The organism is Ochrobactrum vermis (assembly GCF_002975205.1).
Lineage (GTDB): Bacteria > Pseudomonadota > Alphaproteobacteria > Rhizobiales > Rhizobiaceae > Brucella > Brucella vermis.
This window is the reverse complement of the sequence record NZ_PCOC01000001.1, coordinates 524,202-543,428: the sequence shown is the minus strand read 5'-3', so window position 1 is coordinate 543,428 and position 19,227 is coordinate 524,202. Positions and strand designations below refer to the sequence as shown.

The following is a 19,227-nucleotide window of genomic DNA, read 5'->3' as shown; positions in this document are numbered from 1 at the left end:
ATATTAGTATTGGATTGCAGAGGGTGCTGACGGAAACGTCTGCGTTGCTTGGGCATTACTCCGAGGCTGATTGACCAAAGGGATATTGCCTGAAAATCTGATGACAGAGCGGCTCTGATACTTATGCACTGCCGCCTGCCATGCAAACGCATGGACGTGCGCCTGCTTCAATCCTGAAGAGGAGATGGGGCCGATGTATGGAATGATGCGTACTGTTCTTTCGCATATGATTAAAACCGGCGATCTGACGGTCACCGATTCTAGTGGTGCGCGTTCGCAGTATGGCGACAGGACCGGGGTGCCGGTTCATATACACTTCAAGACAAAGCACGCCGAGCGCGCCGTAGCGCTCGACCCAGAATTGAAACTCGCCGAATGTTTCATGGACGGCGAGATCGATTTTCTGAACGGCGATATTTACACGCTGCTTCAGATCGTATTCGAAAATACCGGGCCGACCGTGGCGATAGAGCCGTGGATGAAGGCACTGGCCAAGCTGCGTATTCTGTTCCGCCGCTTCCAGCAGATGAACACGATTGCGCGCTCGTCCGACAATATCAAAAGTCACTATGACCTTTCCGGCGAGCTTTACGACCTGTTTCTCGATCCGGACAAGCAGTATTCCTGCGCCTATTTCGATCCGCCAAATGCGACGCTTGCCGAAGCGCAGCTCGCCAAAAAGCGCCATATCGCCGCGAAATTGCTGGTGAAGGAAGGCGACAAGGTGCTCGATATCGGCTGCGGCTGGGGCGGTATGGGCCTTTATCTGGCTCGCCATCTCAAGGCCAATGTGACCGGCGTGACCCTATCGGAAGAACAGCACGGCATTGCCAACCAGCGCGCGGCGGACGAAGGGCTTTCGGATCGAGCCAAGTTCGAGCTGACCGACTATCGCAATATCGATGACAAGTTCGACCGGCTGGTTTCGGTCGGCATGTTCGAACATGTCGGTGTCAGCCATTTTGCGGAATATTTCCAGCATGTGGCGCGGCTGATGAAGCCGGATGGCGTGTTCCTGCTGCATGCCATCGGCAGGGCTGACGGGCCAGGCGCGACCAATCCGTTCATCCGCAAATATATCTTCCCGGGCGGTTATATCCCCGCCCTGTCGGAAGTGCTGCCGCATATAGAAAAGGCGGGGCTTTATGTCACCGACGTTGAAATCCTGCGGCTTCATTATGCGGAAACGCTCAAAGCTTGGCGTGAGGCATTCATGGCCAATCGCGAACGGGCCAAGGCGCTTTATGACGAACGCTTCTGCCGCATGTGGGAGTTCTATCTTGCGGCTTCCGAAAGCGCCTTCCGCTGGCAGAACATGATGGTGTTCCACATCCAGATTGCGCACAGGCAGGAAGCCGTTCCGCTGACGCGTAACTATATCGAAGCTGAGGAAAAGCGCCTGAAGCGGCTCGACAGCGCACCCAAAGGCGCCAATAGCGAAGCTCGCGCTGTCAAGAAAAGCATGAATGCCTGAAGCCAGAGCCGCTCTGCTTGAAATCAGGGCGGGCTGTTCCGATGGAGCAGCCCGCTTTTTCTTATCTTATTCCGACTTTGGCACGCCAGATTCCCACTTGTCCCAATGGGTGACGATGTCGTTCACGACCGGAGCGCCGACGAGGTAAATGTTCTCGACTGTTTCGGCAAACCCGCCAGCCGTTTCGCCCGGTGCCGGATCCAGATGCTGCAGCGTGGTTTCTTTCGGATTTCCCTGATCGAAATTCACCGAGCCGCGCAGGCTGAGGATACGGTCTGTACCGTGCTGCCGTTTGATAACGAGTGCGAGTGCTGCAGCTTCCATCTCGGTGGCGAGATAGTCATCGGCACCATAGAGCTTGGCGATATACTGTGCCTCTTTTGACAGTCCGGGACCGTGGAAGAATGTATCTCCGGTCATATGCGTGCCCGTCTTCAAGGCCGGCTTTGCCTGCGCGGCCTTGTCGGGATAGCGCATGCGATAAGCCTGTGCCTTGGGTGAATCGCGAAGCTCGACATTGGAGCCCAAGCGAACCGCTGCCGCGACCAGTTCAGGATTGAGCTTGAAAACGCGGTAGTCCTCGTAGCCCTTTCGCGGCATGAAAACCGGCTCACCCAGCTTGCCTTCTTCCGGTGCCCAGCGATGACCGAGATCGTAATCGACAAGCCACGTTGCCCAGCTCACATCGCCGATTGTACCGCGTGAAGGCGGCGTTCCGGCCACGCCGGACAGGATGTAATAGGTTTTGGAAAAATCAAAAGCCGGGTCGAGCATGATTGCTTGCATGCTGGCCGAAGAATTCACCTTGCCCATGCCGAGAACAGAGCCACATACACCATCGTCGTTACAATAAACGGGCTTCAGAGCGCCTTTCACTTCGATCGGCTTGGCATCCTTCCAGTAATGCTCATACCACCGTTGAAACTCTCCGGCGCGATCACCGCTGTTCTGACCGATCTCGAACATGGCGGCGATAAACACTTTTACCTTGATCGGTTCTGAAGCTGCCGATGAAGCGACTGGTGAAGAAAGGAGTGCCAGCGCCGTCAGAAGCCAGGCTGCAATGGTGCGGTGTCGCATGAATATTCCTCGTGAAAGAGAGCCGGTCTTTGCGTCGAATGCCCGCGCAGATCATCGAACTCCAGATGAATGAGAGAAGATTAGTGTTACCGGTAGTTCCCCGCAATCTCCGTCAATAGGAAGTGCATAAAAGAGATGCCTGATCTGTGGATCAGTGTGAATCATGGTATAGGTTTTCCCTTCCAGCAGGAATCGTCCAAAGCCGCGTTGCGTTTGGCATCGCTTGAGGGCTAGCTGGTTGCATCAGGGACAGGATTGAGAATCATGGCGGAAGCGGCGGTACGCAAACTCGACGATGCGCGGGACCAAAAGGATGCGCGCTATCGGGAAGCACCCCATAATATTGAAGCGGAACAGGCGCTGCTCGGTGCTATTCTGATCAACAACGATGCCTTCTACCGGGTATCGGACTTCCTTAAGCCAACCCATTTCTTTGAGCCACTGCATCGTCGCATCTATGAGATCACGACCGATCTTATCCGCGTGGGCAAGATGGCCAATCCCGTGACGATGAAGACCTTCCTGCCGACGGAAGGCAAGGTGGGCGATCTCACGATCTTTCAATACGTGACCCGTCTTGCGACCGAAGCCGTCACCATCATCAATGCCGAGGATTACGGCCGCGCCATTTACGATCTGGCGACACGCCGCGCCCTGATCGGCATTGGCGAAGACATGGTGAACGTTGCCTATGACGCGCCGGTCGACAATGCGCCACAGGAGCAGATCGAAGACGCCGAACGCCGCCTGTTCGAACTTGCTGAAACCGGTCGTTATGACGGTGGCTTTCAAGCGTTCAAGGATGCCGTCACCACTGCGGTGGATATGGCCAATGCCGCCTTCATGCGTGACGGTCATCTGTCGGGTGTTTCCACTGGCATCCACATGCTGGATGGCAAGATGGGCGGCCTGCAGCCTTCCGACCTTATCGTCCTTGCCGGTCGTCCGGGTATGGGCAAGACCTCACTTGCCACCAATATCGCTTTCAACATTGCCAATGCCTATGAAGGCGAACAACAGGCCGATGGCACAATGAAAGCCATCAATGGTGGCGTCGTCGGTTTCTTCTCGCTCGAAATGTCGGCAGAGCAGCTTGCGACGCGTATCATTTCCGAGCAGACGGAAGTTTCTTCCTCAAAAATCCGTCGCGGTGACATTACCGAAACGGATTTCGAGAAATTGGTTGCTTGCTCGCAGGTCATGCAGAAGATTCCGCTCTATATCGATCAGACCGGTGGTATCTCGATTGCCCAGCTTGCTGCGCGCGCCCGTCGCCTGAAGCGCCAGCGCGGCCTTGATGTTCTGGTGATCGACTATATTCAGTTGATGACCGGTTCGTCGAAGGCCTCGGCGCAGAACCGTGTGCAGGAAATCACTGAAATCACCACCGGCCTCAAGGCGCTCGGCAAGGAACTGAACGTTCCGATCATCGCGCTCTCACAGCTCTCGCGTCAGGTAGAAAGCCGTGAAGACAAGCGCCCGCAGCTCTCCGATCTTCGTGAATCGGGCTCCATCGAGCAGGACGCTGACGTGGTGCTGTTCGTGTTCCGCGAGGAATATTACGTCAAGAATCTTGAGCCGCGTGATGAGTTCGATCCGAAATATGAAGAGTGGAAGCAGCACTTTGAAAAAGTAAAAGGCACAGCCGACGTTATTGTCGCCAAACAGCGTCACGGACCGACCGGAACGGTCAAGCTCGCCTTCCAGTCCGAATTCACGCGATTTGCAGATCTGGCCGAGGGTTCCTATGTGCCGGAGCAGTATGAATAGTATTTCTTTGAAAAAGGCGTGCCTCTGATGGCCAAGGCGCGCATTCAGTTCATCTGCCAGAATTGCGGCACAGTGCATACGCGCTGGGCGGGCAAATGCGATTCCTGCGGCGAGTGGAACACGCTCGTCGAGGAAGGCACAAATAGCGGTATCGGATCCGGTCCGGGCGCCATGTTGTCCAAGCGCAAAGGCCGCGCCGTGGCACTGACCTCGCTTTCCGGCGACATCGAAGACGCGCCGCGCATCATTTCCGGCATCAGCGAACTCGACCGCGTGACCGGAGGTGGTTTCGTGCGCGGTTCGGCGCTGCTGATCGGCGGCGATCCCGGTATCGGCAAATCGACGCTCCTCACACAGGCAGCAGCAGCCCTTGCCAATCGCGGCCATCGCATCGTTTATGTTTCGGGCGAAGAAGCGGTCGCGCAGATCCGCCTGCGCGCGCAGCGTCTCGGCGTCGCCACATCGGCGGTGGAACTTGCCGCCGAAACCAATGTCGAAGACATCATCGCCACGATTTCGGACACCAAACGGCCTGATCTGGTCATCATCGATTCGATCCAGACGCTCTGGACCGATATGGCGGATTCCGCGCCCGGCACGGTCACGCAGGTCCGCTCGTCTGCGCAGGCAATGATCCGTTACGCCAAGCAGACCGGCGCTGCTGTGGTGCTCGTCGGCCATGTCACCAAGGACGGCCAGATTGCCGGTCCCCGCGTGGTCGAGCATATGGTTGACGGCGTTCTCTATTTCGAAGGTGAAGGCGGGCATCATTATCGCATCCTGCGTACGGTGAAGAATCGTTTCGGCCCCACCGACGAAATCGGCGTCTTCGAGATGTCCGATGGCGGCTTACGGGAAGTGTCCAACCCGTCCGAGCTATTCCTGGGAGAGCGCAATGCCAAAGCTCCAGGTGCGGCGGTCTTCGCTGGCATGGAGGGGACGCGCCCCGTTCTGGTAGAAATTCAGGCGCTTGTCGCTCCCTCCTCGCTCGGCACACCGCGCCGTGCCGTTGTAGGCTGGGACGGCGGTCGTCTCGCTATGATTCTCGCTGTGCTGGAATCGCATTGCGGGGTTCGTTTCGGCCAGCATGATGTCTATCTGAACGTCGCAGGAGGCTATCGTATCAGCGAGCCTGCCGCCGACATAGCAGTGGCTGCTGCACTGGTTTCGTCCATGGCCGGTATTGCCCTTCCGCCAGATTGTGTTTATTTCGGCGAGATCAGCCTTTCCGGTGCTGTTCGTGCGGTAACGCATGCAGTACAGAGGCTCAAGGAAGCCGAGAAGCTCGGTTTCCGGCAGGCAGAAGTACCCGGCGGCAGCGGCGAACTTTGGAAAGATCGCAGCTTCCGCCTGATGGAAACTTCGGCTTTGCCCGATCTTGTGGCACGCATCGCGGCTTCAGGCACCGGAAAGAAGCAATAAATCTGGAAACTTGCGACTGGAAGAATCTGTCAACCTTCCGGTGATAAGCTCCAGCATCTTTGACTGCCCTGCGCACTGAAACGATTGCGCAAAATAATTGAGGACAGGCCAGAATGCCGATAACCATGCTTGATGGAATTCTACTCGGGATAACGCTGGTTTCAGCTGTTCTGGCGATGGTGCGCGGTTTTTCCCGCGAAGTGTTGTCGCTGGTATCCTGGGCGGCAGCGGCCGCTGCAGCTTATCTTTTTTACCAGCCGGTTCTGCCTTTCGTGCAGCCCTATATCAATAACGAAACCATCGCGAAAATCGCCGCCGCTGGCGCGGTCTTTCTTGTGGTGCTGATCGTCGTCTCGCTGATCACCATGAAGATCGCAGACTTCATCATCGATAGCCGCATCGGGGCGCTCGACCGCACGCTCGGCTTTCTGTTCGGCGGTGTGCGTGGTGTGCTTCTGGTGGTCGTTGCCATGCTGTTCTTCAACTGGCTCGTTCCGACGAACCAGCCAGCCTGGGTGACCAACGCGAAATCTAAACCAATGCTCGATTCTTTCGGCCAGCAACTGATCGATCTTCTGCCGGCCAACCCCGACCAGATGATCGACAAGTTCAAGCCACACCAGAATGCTCCGGCTTCTGGTGAGCAGGAAGAGGCACCTGTCCCAGACGACGCGCCTGCACAGCAGTAACCAGTTGTGAAATGTCGAAAAGCCGTCAGCCCCGCTGGCGGCTTTTCCGATTCTGGAGGCGGAAGCCGAATAGTACTGAGCAATCAAATTGACGTTCAGACATTGTCATTTTGGTTCCGCGAACATATTTCAGGCGGGAATTTGCGGGATTATTCGCTGGTATCGTGCGATACTGCCATCGATGAGACTATATCGACGCAGCGGTGAACTCTTCGCTTTTAACCAAAAGCCATCTTATGATAGAGAGGCGCTTTAGTTGCCTCTGCAATCGAAAGGTCTTGCGGCAATGACCAGCCATTCTTCTGAAAATGCCTCCTTCATGCTGGATGAAGACACCCTGCATGAAGAGTGCGGTGTCTTTGGCATACTTGGCCATGAAGACGCAGCCGCACTGACAGCATTGGGCTTGCATGCTCTTCAGCATCGCGGGCAGGAAGCCGCCGGTATCGTTTCCTATCACAATCGCCGCTTTCATTCCGAGCGCCATATGGGTCTCGTCGGCGATCATTTCACCGATGCGGCGACGCTCAATCGCCTGCCGGGCGACCGTGCTATCGGCCATGTGCGCTACTCCACCACCGGCGAGACGATCCTGCGCAATGTGCAGCCATTGTTCGCGGAACTGGAAGTCGGCGGCATCGCAATTGCCCATAACGGCAATTTCACCAACGGCATCACACTGCGCAAGCAACTGATTGCCTCCGGCGCGATTTTCCAAGCGACATCCGACACGGAAGTCGTGCTGCACATGATTGCCCGTTCACGCCATTCTTCCTCGTCCGACCGTTTCGTCGATGCCATCCGGCAGGTCGAGGGCGGCTACGCCATGCTGGCTTTGACCCGCACCAAGCTGATCGCCGCGCGTGATCCGATCGGCATCCGGCCGCTCGTCATGGGCGAGCTCGACGGCAAGCCTATCTTCTGCTCGGAGACCTGCGCCCTCGACATTATCGGCGCGAAATATATTCGTGACGTCGAAAACGGCGAAGTGGTCATCTGCGAGATCCAGAAGGACGGCTCCATCACTACCGAATCCATCAAGGCTGAAAACCCGCAGCCGGAACGCCTCTGCCTGTTCGAATATGTCTATTTCGCCCGTCCCGACTCTGTCGTCGGCGGTCGCAGCGTCTATGTCGCGCGCAAGAATATGGGCATGGAGCTCGCCAAGGAAGCCGGCATTGAAGCCGATGTGGTTGTACCGGTGCCCGATGGCGGCACGCCCGCTGCCCTCGGCTTTGCGCAGGCAAGCGGCATTCCGTTCGAATATGGCATCATCCGCAACCACTATGTGGGCCGCACCTTTATCGAGCCGACACAGCAAATTCGCGCACTTGGCGTCAAGTTGAAGCATTCTGCCAACCGCGCCATGATCGAAGGCAAGCGCGTCGTGCTGGTGGATGATTCCATCGTGCGCGGCACCACCTCCGTCAAGATCGTCCAGATGATCCGCGACGCAGGCGCAAAGGAAGTGCATATCCGCGTGGCAAGTCCAATGATTTACCATCCGGATTTCTACGGTATCGACACCCCCCATGCCGATAAGCTGCTGGCCAACCAGCACAAAGACCTGGAATCCATGTGCCGTTATATCGGCGCGGATTCCCTGGCGTTCCTTTCCATTGACGGGCTCTACAAGGCTGTCGGTGGAAAGCCACGTGATCCGAAAGCGCCCGCTTTCACCGATCACTATTTCACGGGCGAATATCCGACCCGCCTCCTCGATCAGGAAGGCGAGAGCAACGTGCACACGCTGTCGCTGCTCGCCAGCAACGGCTGATCGCCCAATTCTTCACGCAGGCGGCCCAATAGGCCGCCTGTTTCTTGTGTTTGCACAAAATATGGGGACTAGATGAGCATCGACCTTACGGGCCGCATCGCACTGGTGACAGGCGCATCGCGCGGTATTGGCTATTTTCTTTCACTTGAACTGGCAAAACGCGGCGCACATGTCATCGCGGTTGCTCGCACAGTCGGCGGGCTTGAAGAGCTGGACGACGATATCCGCAAACTCGGAGGCAATGCGACGCTTGTGCCTCTCGATATTACCGACATGGAAGCGATCGATCGCCTCGGCGGCTCCATTCATGAGCGCTGGGGCAAACTCGATATACTGGTGGCCAATGCGGGCGTTCTCGGCACGATCTCGCCGATCGGCCATGTCGAGGCCAAGACCTTCGAGAAAGTCATGAACGTCAATGTTACCAGCGTGTGGCGTCTCATCCGGTCAACGGACCCGCTGCTGCGCGCTTCTGACGCCGGGCGTGCCATTATGCTCTCTTCCGGTGTGGCGCATACCTGCCGGGCTTTCTGGGGCCCCTACGCCGCCTCAAAGGCCGCTGTCGAAGTCATGGCACGCAGCTGGGCTGAAGAAACCAAGCAGATGAACCTCAAGATCAACTCGGTCAATCCGGGCGCTACCCGCACGGCTATGCGCGCGCAGGCAATGCCGGGCGAAGATCCAGAGACGTTGCCGACACCGCAGTCGGTCGCAGAAAAGATCGTCAAGCTCGCCGATCCTGCGCTTGACGTCACGGGCAAGCTGTTCGACGTGCGTCAGGATCGCTTCCTCGATTATCATCAGCCGAGCTGATTTCTTTCTTCCGGCCTTGCCTATACGCAAGGCCGGTTCTATTTATTGTCTGATCCTTCCCGCCCAGCCGCCTGACGGCTCTTATTTCAGCGGGTTTTTCTCCCTCTTTCAAAACTCCTCATCACGCGCTGACTGGCTTGGCGCGTATTCCCTTTGCTATTGGAGGACCTATGACCCAAGATCATCGGCGTTTCATCATCATCAGCGGCGGGCCCGGATCGGGTAAAAGCACACTGATCGATGCGCTTGAAAAGGATGGTTTTTCGCGTACCGTTGAAGCGGGGCGCGCCATCATACAGGATCAGGTTGCCATAAGCGGCAATGCCTTGCCCTGGGGTGATCGCGCTCTTTTTGCGGAGTTGATGCTTTGCTGGGAAATGCGCTCGCACGCGATGGCAGAACAACAGCGCGGTACCGTCTTCTTTGATCGCGGTGTTCCCGACGTGATCGGCTATCTGACACTGTGCAACCTGCCCATTCCACGGCACATGGAGGAGGCCGCACGACAGTTTCGGTATAACAGAACAGTTTTCCTGACCCCACCATGGGCTGAAATCTTCGGTCAGGATGCTGAGCGGAAGCAGGATTTCGAGGAAGCCATACGCACTTTCGACGCGATGGAAAAAACCTATAGGCAGCTTGGATATGAAATCGCGCTCCTGCCGAAATCATCGGTCGAGGAGCGCGTCAGTTTCATCAAGCAGGCGTTGCCCTCAGTTTTCCTCTGAAGGCTTATCCTCTTCGGAGCTGGCTTCTTCCTCTGCCCTTCGGTCGGCAGCTTCGCGCCTGTTCCAGGCCGCCAGGCTGAATGGAAGAAAAGCAAGATAGGCAAGCGCGGTGAGGCTAAGGGTTTGCCAGGTATAGCTCATCAGGAACGCGACATAAACGACCACGAACAGGATGAGCGGCATGACGATATCACGCCGGACAAGGCTTCCTGCGGATTTGCCATTATAGACTGGCAAACGGCTTACGAGCAGGAATGCTATTGCTACGGTATAGATCGCCACGCCGAAAGCGAGCCCCCGCGTTGGCGTCAACCCGAGAAAACCAAGATAGACCGGCAACAAGACAAGCATGGCGCCTGCCGGTGCAGGCACACCGATGAAGTAGTTGCTTTGCCATGCCGGGCGGTTCGGGTCTTCCAGCATGACATTGAAACGCGCCAGCCGCAGGCAGCAGGCAATGGCATAAAGGAGTGCCGCGATCCAGCCGAACGAGCGCGCCTGATCGAGCATGAAGGCATAGAGCACCAACGCAGGCGCCACGCCGAAATTGACGATATCGGCGAGCGAGTCCATTTGCGCGCCGAATTTTGACGATCCCTTCATCATGCGCGCGACGCGCCCGTCGATGCCGTCCAGAAAGGCGGCGACAAGCACCATGACGACGGCAAGTTCGAAACGGTTCTCGAAGGCTAGACGGATGCCGGTAAGACCGGCACAGATGGCGAGAACCGTTATGACATTGGGAATAACGATACGCAGCGGTATCTGCGACAGCTTCGGGCCGCGCGATGAATCCACGCGGCCATTGGGCTCAAAAGGCGGAAAAGGCGTTTCCATCGGCTCAGCCGATCCGCACCACAGGCTCGCCGCGCACGCTGCCGTAATCGGCCAGCACGGTTTCACCGGCGATTGCCGTTTGGCCAATGGCGACACGGACGGTCGCATCTGCCGGAAGGTAGACATCGACCCGCGATCCAAAGCGGATCAGGCCGAACCGCTCGCCCACGGACAGATCATCATCCTCATTGGACCAGCAGACGATGCGCCGCGCGACCAGACCAGCGATCTGAACAACGCCGATCTTGCCATGCGGGCTTTCAATCAAAACGCTGTTGCGTTCGTTTTCCGTGCTGGCCTTGTCCAGTTCCGCATTGAGGAACTTGCCCGGACGATGCACGACCTTCTCTATCTTGCCACGCACCGGAGAACGGTTGATGTGAACCGAGAACACATTCATGAAAACCGATACGCGCATGCGCGGTTCGGCACCCAGATCCAGCTCGGCAGGCGGCACAGCCGGGCCAACGAAAGAAACCTTGCCGTCAGCGGGACTGATGACCAGATCATCGTCCATTGGCGTGACGCGTTCGGGATCGCGATAGAAATAGATGCACCAGACGGTCAGCACCAAGCCGATCCAGAACAACGGATCCCAAAGCCAGCCCAGAATAAGTGAAACCACGAAAAAGCCCGCAATAAACGGATAGCCTTCCCGATGGATCGGTACGAAAGTGTTGCGGATGGTGTCAGTAAGGCTCATCGCTCTTCCTTTGAGTTTGGCCGTTATTTACCTCATCCTGTTCAGAATCGAAATCCATTTCGCAAATTATTCACGGCTGTTAGGGCACGTGATCGTGCCCTAATATAACTAGCCGCCAATAAACAGGCTATTCCGCCGCCGGAACACCGCGTGTGATGATGCCCATTTCGTCGCTTTCCCGGACCTGACGCAGGCGTTCTTCCGCCTCGTCCGCCTCGCGCTGGCGAGCCCACATGGACGCATAAAGCCCCTTATGCTTGAGAAGCATGCGATGCGTGCCTCGCTCGGCAATCAAACCATCTTTCAGGACGATGATTTCATCCGCACCGATCACGGTCGAGAGGCGGTGTGCGATGACGAGCGTGGTCCGGCCACGGCTGACGATGTCGAGTGCTGACTGAATTTCCTGTTCGGTGGCCGTATCGAGTGCGGAGGTCGCCTCATCAAGAATCAGGATTGGAGGCGCTTTCAGGATCGTGCGCGCAATGGCGACACGCTGTTTCTCACCGCCCGAAAGCTTGAGGCCGCGTTCGCCGACCATGGCTTGATAACCTTCCGGCAGGTGCTTGATGAAGCCCGAAATCTGCGCCAGTTCCGCCGCCTTTTCCACCTCTTCGGTCGTGGCATCGGGACGACCATAACGAATGTTATAGGCTATCGTATCGTTGAACAACACCGTGTCCTGCGGCACCATGCCGATAACCTTGCGCAAGCTTTCCTGCGTAACGTCGCGGACATCCTGCCCGTCGATGGAAACCGATCCGGACTGCACATCATAGAAGCGGAACAGGAGGCGCGAGATCGTGGATTTACCTGCTCCCGACGGCCCGACGATTGCTACAGTCTTTCCTGCCGGAACTTCGAAACTGATGCCTTTGAGGATCGGGCGGTTCGCATCATAGGCGAAATGCACGTCATCGAAACGGATTGCGCCGTGATCGATTTTCAACGCTGGCGCATTGGCTTTGTCGATGACTTCCTGCTTCACATCAAGGAGATCGAACATCTGTTCGATATCGGTCAGTCCCTGACGGATTTCGCGGTAGATGAAACCGATGAAATTGAGCGGAATGGATAGCTGCATCAGCATGGCATTGATGAAAACGAAATCGCCGATGGACTGTGTTCCCGCCTGCACTTCCAGCGCTGACATGACCATGACCGCTGCCATGCCGACACCAAAAATCACGGCCTGACCGAAGTTCAGCCAGCCAAGTGACGTCCATGTCTGGGTTGCCGCTTTTTCATAACGCGCCATCGAAGCATCGAAACGCTTGGCTTCCATATTCTCGTTGCCGAAATATTTGACCGTTTCGAAATTGAGCAGCGAGTCGATTGCCTTGGTGTTGGCATCCGTATCGGAGTCGTTCATTTCGCGGCGAATATTGATGCGCCAGTCGCTCGCCTTGATCGTGAACCAGGTATAGAGGCAGACCGTTGCAGCAACCACGAGAAGATAGGAGATGCCGTAGGCGAAGGCGAAGATCACCGCCGTCAGCGCAAATTCAAGAATGGTCGGCAGCGTGTTGAGGATCGTGAAACGGACAATCGTTTCGATGCCCTTGGTGCCACGCTCGATGACCCGCGAAAGCCCGCCTGTCCGCCGTTCAAGATGGAACCTCAGCGAAAGCTGGTGCATGTGCACGAAGGTCCTGTAGGCCAACTGACGCACCGCATACTGGCCGACGCTCGCAAACAATGCGTCGCGAAGCTGGTTGAGACCCGCCTGCACGATCTTGGCACCGTTATAAGCCAGAACCAGCATCACGGCGCCAACTAGAAACAGCGGGATATAATCCGGCGGGTTCAACTGACCGGTCAAGGCGTTCGTCACCCATTTGAAGAAATAGGGCACGAGGATGAGTACGATCTTGGAAATCACCAGATAGAACGTGGCCCAGACCACGCGCATACGCAGGTCGGGCCTGTCGGACGGCCACATATAGGGCCAGAGATTTCGCAGTGTCTTGAACGTCTCGCCGGAGTCGGCGGAAACCGTTTTGGGGGAACTCATGGTGCGTTCTTTCAAGTCGGTGGGCTCAAGCGATTTCGTACGAGATGAAACTCCGTTACCGCTTTATCTGTTTGTATTGATACATCTTTTCCGAAAGCCATTTCGGACTTTTTCTGGAGATGCTCTAGCCGCAACATCTGCTTTTGAAGGAAGCAAAATGCGTGCGAACAGCATTGAGTTGTGGCCAGTTGACGCTGTAACGCGAGGACTGGCGATCAGGCCGATAATCGATAAGACCAGCCTGCACGAGGACTTTGAGGTGTTGAGAAACCGTCGATTGAGCAAGGTCGAGCTTGCCGACAATATCCTTGCAGCAACAGGCCTCCTCCATCATCAACTGGCGAATGATACGGATGCGGACAGGATGACCAAGCGCGGCGCAAATGCGCGCTGCCGCCTCGTCGTCAATGCCGAGCTGCGCGAGATCTGGCGCAGTTTCGGTCGACGTTTTGTCCTGAACTATCTTCATCGTAAATCGACGATATACGATTATGCTCTGAAGTTCAAGATTTGGAGGTGTTTATTTCGGAAACGACCGCCAGAACAGAAACAACTATCGTGACTGACACTTATTGCTGAAACGCGCCACCATGACGGGAGCGCGGGGTTCAGTTTTAAAAAAGTTCCGTCAGTTGTTGCGATCTTCCAACTGGCGCTTCACCTCGTCTTCACCCATAGGTTCCTTCGGCATATTGAAGACTTGGCCCGGCCAGATCAGATCGGGATTACGGATCTGTTCGCGATTGGCGAGATAGATCGTCGTGTATCGCGTGCCTTTGCCATAGGTGCGCTTGGATATCGTCCAGAGATTGTCCCCGCGCCGAATGATGACAGAACCTTCCACTTTCTGCAGCGGGGCTGCAGATGAAGCGGCTTCACCCCCATTTGCTTCCGACGGAGCTGCCGTCTGACCGTCCGTGTCGGGGGCAATGGCTGAAATATTCTCGCCAGCTTCGCGACGGAACGGGACGCGGGCTGTCGCCAAAACCTGATTGGCATTGTCGAGCAGATCGGCACGAATGATATAATCACCGACGCTCAGCGGCTGCTTGCTCTGCACAAGGAAACGGCCATCTGGCGAAATGAGGCTTGCACCGAGCAATGTATCGTTGGCGTGAACGATCACGCGATTGCCGCCTTTGGCTTTACCCGCCACGAAGACGGACTGGCCTTCAATCTCCACCGCTTCGATTGCAATCGGCAAATCCTGTGCAGGCTTGGCATCCGGCTTGTCGGCCTTCGCCTCAGCTTCGGAGGTAGCCTCCGTATTTTCCTGCGGCTTCGGTTCCGTTTCCGGCTTGGTGATCAGGCGGCTCGCCTGCCCTGGCTCCTCGACCAGCGCCAGAACCTGCCCGGACTTGGTCTCAGGCACCGACACGATGGCGGTCTGTGCGGAAGTGGCAACATTGTTGTCCGCGCCGGTCGAACGCAAGACGAGCTGATGATCACCCGCCTTCAACGGCTCGTCCAGAACAATGGCGAAATCGCCATTGGCTCCCGCCTTGGCCTTGCCGACAACGGTTGCGCCCGCCACGACTTCGATATCGGCATTGGGAAGCGCCTTGCCCGCAATCACGACCGAACCGTCCGGCTCAACGCGAAGAAGATCGAAAACCGGTGTCTTGCTGGCCTGCTCTGCGGGAGCAGCGTCAGTCTGCTTGGCCGGCTCTACGGATTGAGTATCCTGTGGCTTCGCATCGCTCGCCGCAGTTTCGCCCGCAGGCTTGGTCGCCTCCGGCGCTGTGGTTTCAGATGGCGTTTGTGCATTGTTCGACGCTGGCGCGGCGACATCGGATTGCGGTGCCTCAACGCGGGATCGTGTTGCATTCCAATATAGGCCGAGCCCGGCAACGATTGCGACGAGCCCGATACCGAGCAATCCTAAACTGTTCTTTTGCATTTCGTTTCGAAATCCACGCCAGAGACTATAATAGCGGGTTTATAGCTTTTGGCTTCCCCCCACAAGAAATCTGCACCGAAACAGCAAAAGGTACGAGGCTTTTTATTAGCAAGGTTACTGTTCTACACAGTTTGTCGGCTTTGATTGGTCCGGATCGTCCATAAGGTTATAAAGATCGGCCGTATCGCCCTTGGTCCACCAGATATAGACGCCGCCGGCATATTTGGCGCCAGACCCTGAAATGACGTTGGATGCAACGACGGTTTCGTCTTCGAGCTCCAGCTCGGCAAGCGAAATATCCCCGGCATTGTAGTAGGTTACAGAAACGTTTTTTTCACCGCACTGATACAGAACGGCATTGGTCGTTACTTCAGTATCGTCCAGCAGTTTGATATTTATTTCGCCAGCCGATGCGGATGATGCGGCAAAGGTGAGCCCGAGCAACACAACCCAGTTCTTCATATCCAATCCACTTCTCAATCTGGAGTACATACCGATTGAGATATAACAATCGTCGGGAATTTCCAACCCGAGCGCTGCCTGCACGGTCTCGTTGACCACGATCTTCACCGCAAAATGAAAGCGCGGACGCTTGACGCTGAAAGGTCAAAAGCGCACAAGAAAATCATGTCTGAGATTCGATCCATCTGCGTTTATTGCGGCTCGTCCACGGGCCTGAATCCCATCTATCGTGAGGCAGGCGTTACGCTTGGCCGGTCCATTGCCGAACACGGTCTGCGCCTTGTCTATGGCGGTGGCACACGCGGCATCATGGGCGCGGTTGCGCAAGGCGTGATGGAAGCCGGCGGCGAAGTCACCGGCATCATCCCGACCTTCCTGCTCGACAAGGAAGCAAGCCTTGAAAAGGCCGAGCAACTGACCGAACTCATCGTCGTCGGCGATATGCATGAGCGCAAGCACCTCATGTTCCAGAAATCGGATGCATTCGTTACGCTTCCCGGCGGGATCGGCACGGTTGAGGAAATCGTGGAAATGATGACCTGGGCGCAGCTCGGCAAGCATCGCAAGCCGATGGTATTCGCAAATATCAACAATTTCTGGCAGCCGATGCTCGCGCTTCTCGAGCACATGACGGCGGAAGGTTTTATCCACACCGCCCATCAGATGAAGCCATTGGTGATCGACAAGGCTGAAGACATCGTTCCCGCCATCATCGCCGCCAATGGCAAGGCACATGAAGGCGACCAGAAGATCATCGAAAAGATGTGATTACGGCTTTCGCCAAATACATGACCGAATGACATATATGACCGAATGACAAGGGCGGAGCAATCCGCCCTTAATTATATCCGGGAGGGATTGATGAAGACAATCGGGCTGATAGGCGGGATGAGCTGGGAAAGCTCGCAGGAATATTATCGCATCATCAATCAGGAAATCCGCACACGGCTCGGCGGCACGCATTCGGCCAAGAGCCTGATGTGGTCGATGGATTTTGGTGAAATCGAGCAGCTTCAGCATGAAGGCAAATGGGACGAGCTGACCAAGCTGATGGTCGAGGCCGCACAAAACCTTGAAAGAGGTGGCGCGGACTTCATCCTGATCTGCACCAACACCATGCATAAAATGGCCGCGGATATTGAACGCGCCACTTCGGTCCCGCTTGTGCACATTGCGGACCCGACAGCGGAAAAGATCAGGGCCGCAGGTTTGTCAAAAATCGGGCTTCTCGGCACCGCCTTCACGATGGAGCAGGATTTCTACAAAGGCCGCCTCGCCACCGAACACGGGCTTGAGATTTTGACGCCCGATGATGCCGACCGCAAAACTGTTCATGAAATCATCTATCGCGAGTTGGTGGTAGGCGAAGTGCGCGATGCGTCACGCGAAAAATACCGCGCTGTCATCAATCGTCTGGTTGAGCGTGGGGCCGAAGCCATCATTCTCGGCTGCACCGAAATCATGCTGCTCATTGGTCAGCAGGACAGCCCAGTGCCGGTATTCGACACGACGCGGCTGCATGCAGAAGCGGCGGTGGATTGGGCGTTGGCTTAACGCTTACTTCTTCACCAGCGTCGCCACGGCTTCGACATGTGGCGACCAGAGGAACTGGTCAATCGGCGTCACGCGCGTGACGCGATAGCCGCCCTTCACCAGAATGGCCAGATCGCGGACCAAGGTCACCGGATTGCACGAAACTGCGACAACCTTCTCCACCTTGGATTTTGCCAGTTCAAGCGCCTGCTCTTCTGCACCTGCACGCGGCGGATCGAAAACCACAGCGTTATAAGGCAGCAGCTCCTTCGGCATCAGTGGTCGGCGGAACAGGTCGCGGCGTTCGACCGAAACGGGCTTCAAGCCCTGCACATGGCGCACGCCACGATCGAGAGCCGCAAGGGCCAGCGCGTCGTTTTCAACGGCATGGACCGCGCTCTTTTCCGCAATCCGCAGCGCAAATGTGCCGACACCGCAGAACAGGTCCGCGACACGCTTGGCCTTGCCGACATGATCCAGCACCAGCCGCACCATTGCTTCTTCGGCATCGGCCGTTGCCTGCAAGAAGCAGCCGGGCGGAACCGGAACCGGAACCTTGCCGAAATGGATGAGCGGCTTTTTCGGCTCAACAATGATTTCGCCTTCATGCGAAAGGCGCGCCAAACCCTTTTTCATCACAAGCGCGGTCAGCGCGCGCCGTTGATCATCGCTCAGCTTGCCGCAGCCGCTGGCCGCGAGATCGAGACCGGATTCCGTTAGTGTCACAGCCAGCTTGAACGGCTTGGAACCAGGCGCAACCAAAGCTCCTACTTCACGCAGATCATCAAGTCGCGCGATGATCTCGGGAACGGTTACCGCGCATTCGACGATATCGATGATTTCATGGCTGAGGTGACGGTTGAAGCCAAGCAACACGCCCTTCTCCGTCTTGCGTGCCGCAAAAACAGCGCGACGGCGTGTGCGCGGCTGGCAAGCCACCAGCGGAGCCACCTCCGTGTCGATCCCCCTGCCCTTCAGAGCAGAGACAACCAGTTCGCGCTTCCACAGACGATAGGGTTCATCCTGCCAATGTTGCAGCGCGCAGCCGCCGCAATCCTCAAAATGCTGGCAGGCAGGGGCCTGACGCTCGGGCGATGTTTCGAGGAGCGCCATGACCGTCGCGCGGTTCTTGTCGCGCGCAATATTGGCCACTTCGCCCGGCAGCGTAAAAGGCACATAGATCTGGCCGTCAGGAAGGTTGGCGATGCCATCGCCACCCGCACCAATCGAGCGGATTGTTATTTGCCCCATTGCCTGCGTTGTCATCGATCTTTCTTTCCTGCCAGGAGATATTCACGATTGCCATCGCCACCTTCGATGGGCGACGGGCAAAGGCCGAGCGCGCGCCAGCCAGCTTGCGTCTCAAGCCATGATCTCAGTTCTTCTGCTATGCGTTCGCCATCTTTCGGATCGCGCAAAATGCCGCCCTTGCCGATAGCCTCGCGACCCGCTTCAAATTGCGGTTTTACGAGAAGCGCGCAGATAGCACCTTTTTGCGCAAAGGCCAATGCCGGAGGCAATGCGAGTTTCAGAGAAATGAAACTCACATCCGAAACCACGCAATCGATTTCGCGTCCATCCAGATGGATAAGTTCCAGCGCACGGGCGTTGATCCCTTCCTTATTCGTGACGCGAGGATCGTTGCGCAGGGTTTCGTGCAACTGGTCGTGGCCGACATCAATGGCAAGAACGTGGTTCGCGCCACGCTCCAGCAGAACTTGCGTAAAACCGCCAGTCGAAGCGCCGATGTCGAGCGCCGTGCGCCCTTTCACATCGAGTTCGAAATCGTCGAGCGCCGCGATAAGCTTCAGGGCAGCACGGGAAACATAGGTGCTTGCCGGATCGTCCACGGCGATCTTCGCCGTGCGCTGAACCGTCTGGCCCGGCTTGGTGACAGGCTTGCCGTCAACCTTGACCGTATCACGCTGGATCGCATCGCGCGCCCGCGAACGCGTTGCAAACAGCCCAAGCTCCACCAGCAGCTGATCGAGCCGCAGGTTCTTGTCGCTCGTTTCCCCACCCATC

At 56.7% G+C, this 19,227-nt stretch carries 18 protein-coding genes; 9 read left to right on the top strand and 9 right to left on the bottom strand.

Going from position 1 to position 19,227, the window contains the following annotated elements; translation table 11 throughout:
* Positions 1-193: 193 nt before the first annotated feature.
* On the top strand, positions 194-1,474 hold the full coding sequence (locus CQZ93_RS02555; RefSeq protein WP_105541194.1) for a cyclopropane fatty acid synthase: 1,281 nt from the start codon (positions 194-196) through the stop codon (positions 1,472-1,474).
* 66 nt (positions 1,475-1,540) lie between these two features.
* Here CQZ93_RS02555 and CQZ93_RS02550 read toward each other — a convergent pair whose 3' ends face one another.
* Complete coding sequence (locus tag CQZ93_RS02550; RefSeq protein ID WP_105541193.1) at positions 1,541-2,554, bottom strand: purine-nucleoside phosphorylase; 1,014 nt, start codon at positions 2,552-2,554, stop codon at positions 1,541-1,543.
* A 264-nt stretch (positions 2,555-2,818) separates the two neighbouring features.
* Between CQZ93_RS02550 and CQZ93_RS02545 the strand changes: the two genes are divergently transcribed.
* The 6 genes from CQZ93_RS02545 to CQZ93_RS02515 all read left to right on the top strand — a co-directional run bounded on the left by CQZ93_RS02545 (position 2,819) and on the right by CQZ93_RS02515 (position 9,753).
* Complete coding sequence (locus CQZ93_RS02545) at positions 2,819-4,324, top strand: replicative DNA helicase (RefSeq protein WP_105541192.1); 1,506 nt, start codon at positions 2,819-2,821, stop codon at positions 4,322-4,324.
* A 27-nt stretch (positions 4,325-4,351) separates the two neighbouring features.
* Positions 4,352-5,746: a DNA repair protein RadA gene (gene radA / locus CQZ93_RS02540; RefSeq protein ID WP_105541191.1), complete on the top strand. Its 1,395-nt coding sequence runs from the start codon at positions 4,352-4,354 to the stop codon at positions 5,744-5,746.
* Between the two features lie 113 nt (positions 5,747-5,859).
* Positions 5,860-6,435, top strand: a complete 576-nt coding sequence (locus tag CQZ93_RS02535) for a CvpA family protein (protein ID WP_105541190.1) — start codon at positions 5,860-5,862, stop codon at positions 6,433-6,435.
* A gap of 286 nt (positions 6,436-6,721) precedes the next feature.
* Entirely contained in the window at positions 6,722-8,212 is a 1,491-nt protein-coding gene (gene purF / locus CQZ93_RS02525; protein WP_105541189.1) for an amidophosphoribosyltransferase, read from the top strand.
* 72 nt (positions 8,213-8,284) lie between these two features.
* Positions 8,285-9,025, top strand: coding sequence for an SDR family NAD(P)-dependent oxidoreductase (locus CQZ93_RS02520; protein WP_105541188.1), 741 nt, complete (start codon positions 8,285-8,287; stop codon positions 9,023-9,025).
* Between the two features lie 170 nt (positions 9,026-9,195).
* Positions 9,196-9,753: an AAA family ATPase gene (locus tag CQZ93_RS02515; protein WP_105541187.1), complete on the top strand. Its 558-nt coding sequence runs from the start codon at positions 9,196-9,198 to the stop codon at positions 9,751-9,753.
* Here CQZ93_RS02515 and pssA read toward each other — a convergent pair.
* The 6 genes from pssA to CQZ93_RS02485 all read right to left on the bottom strand — a co-directional run bounded on the left by pssA (position 9,739) and on the right by CQZ93_RS02485 (position 15,669).
* A complete protein-coding gene (gene pssA / locus CQZ93_RS02510) occupies positions 9,739-10,590 on the bottom strand; it encodes a CDP-diacylglycerol--serine O-phosphatidyltransferase (RefSeq protein WP_105541186.1) in 852 nt (283 codons plus the stop codon). The two genes, CQZ93_RS02515 and pssA, sit on opposite strands and share 15 nt — an antisense overlap.
* 4 nt (positions 10,591-10,594) lie before the next feature.
* On the bottom strand, positions 10,595-11,293 hold the full coding sequence (locus CQZ93_RS02505) for a phosphatidylserine decarboxylase (protein ID WP_105541185.1): 699 nt from the start codon (positions 11,291-11,293) through the stop codon (positions 10,595-10,597).
* 127 nt (positions 11,294-11,420) lie between these two features.
* Positions 11,421-13,307, bottom strand: coding sequence for an ABCB family ABC transporter ATP-binding protein/permease (locus CQZ93_RS02500; protein ID WP_105541184.1), 1,887 nt, complete (start codon positions 13,305-13,307; stop codon positions 11,421-11,423).
* A gap of 124 nt (positions 13,308-13,431) precedes the next feature.
* The gene (locus CQZ93_RS02495; protein ID WP_105541183.1) at positions 13,432-13,776 is read right to left on the bottom strand and encodes an ArsR/SmtB family transcription factor; all 345 of its coding nucleotides are present in this window, start codon (positions 13,774-13,776) and stop codon (positions 13,432-13,434) included.
* A 159-nt stretch (positions 13,777-13,935) separates the two neighbouring features.
* A complete protein-coding gene (locus CQZ93_RS02490; protein WP_105541182.1) occupies positions 13,936-15,207 on the bottom strand; it encodes an Ig-like domain-containing protein in 1,272 nt (423 codons plus the stop codon).
* Between the two features lie 114 nt (positions 15,208-15,321).
* Positions 15,322-15,669: an MliC family protein gene (locus CQZ93_RS02485; protein WP_105541181.1), complete on the bottom strand. Its 348-nt coding sequence runs from the start codon at positions 15,667-15,669 to the stop codon at positions 15,322-15,324.
* Between the two features lie 165 nt (positions 15,670-15,834).
* Here CQZ93_RS02485 and CQZ93_RS02480 point away from each other — a divergent pair, with 165 nt between their 5' ends.
* Together CQZ93_RS02480 and CQZ93_RS02475 are read left to right on the top strand one after the other, a co-directional pair.
* Positions 15,835-16,437 carry an LOG family protein gene (locus CQZ93_RS02480; protein WP_105543147.1) on the top strand — a complete coding sequence of 201 codons (603 nt, stop codon included), beginning with the start codon at positions 15,835-15,837 and terminating at the stop codon, positions 16,435-16,437.
* Between the two features lie 93 nt (positions 16,438-16,530).
* On the top strand, positions 16,531-17,223 hold the full coding sequence (locus CQZ93_RS02475; protein ID WP_105541180.1) for an aspartate/glutamate racemase family protein: 693 nt from the start codon (positions 16,531-16,533) through the stop codon (positions 17,221-17,223).
* A 3-nt stretch (positions 17,224-17,226) separates the two neighbouring features.
* Here CQZ93_RS02475 and CQZ93_RS02470 read toward each other — a convergent pair whose 3' ends face one another.
* Together CQZ93_RS02470 and CQZ93_RS02465 are read right to left on the bottom strand one after the other, a co-directional pair.
* Positions 17,227-18,468, bottom strand: coding sequence for a class I SAM-dependent RNA methyltransferase (locus tag CQZ93_RS02470; RefSeq protein ID WP_105541179.1), 1,242 nt, complete (start codon positions 18,466-18,468; stop codon positions 17,227-17,229).
* A complete protein-coding gene (locus tag CQZ93_RS02465) occupies positions 18,465-19,226 on the bottom strand; it encodes a TlyA family RNA methyltransferase (protein ID WP_105541178.1) in 762 nt (253 codons plus the stop codon). The genes CQZ93_RS02470 and CQZ93_RS02465 overlap by 4 nt, the downstream gene beginning before the upstream one ends.
* Position 19,227 lies beyond the last annotated feature (1 nt).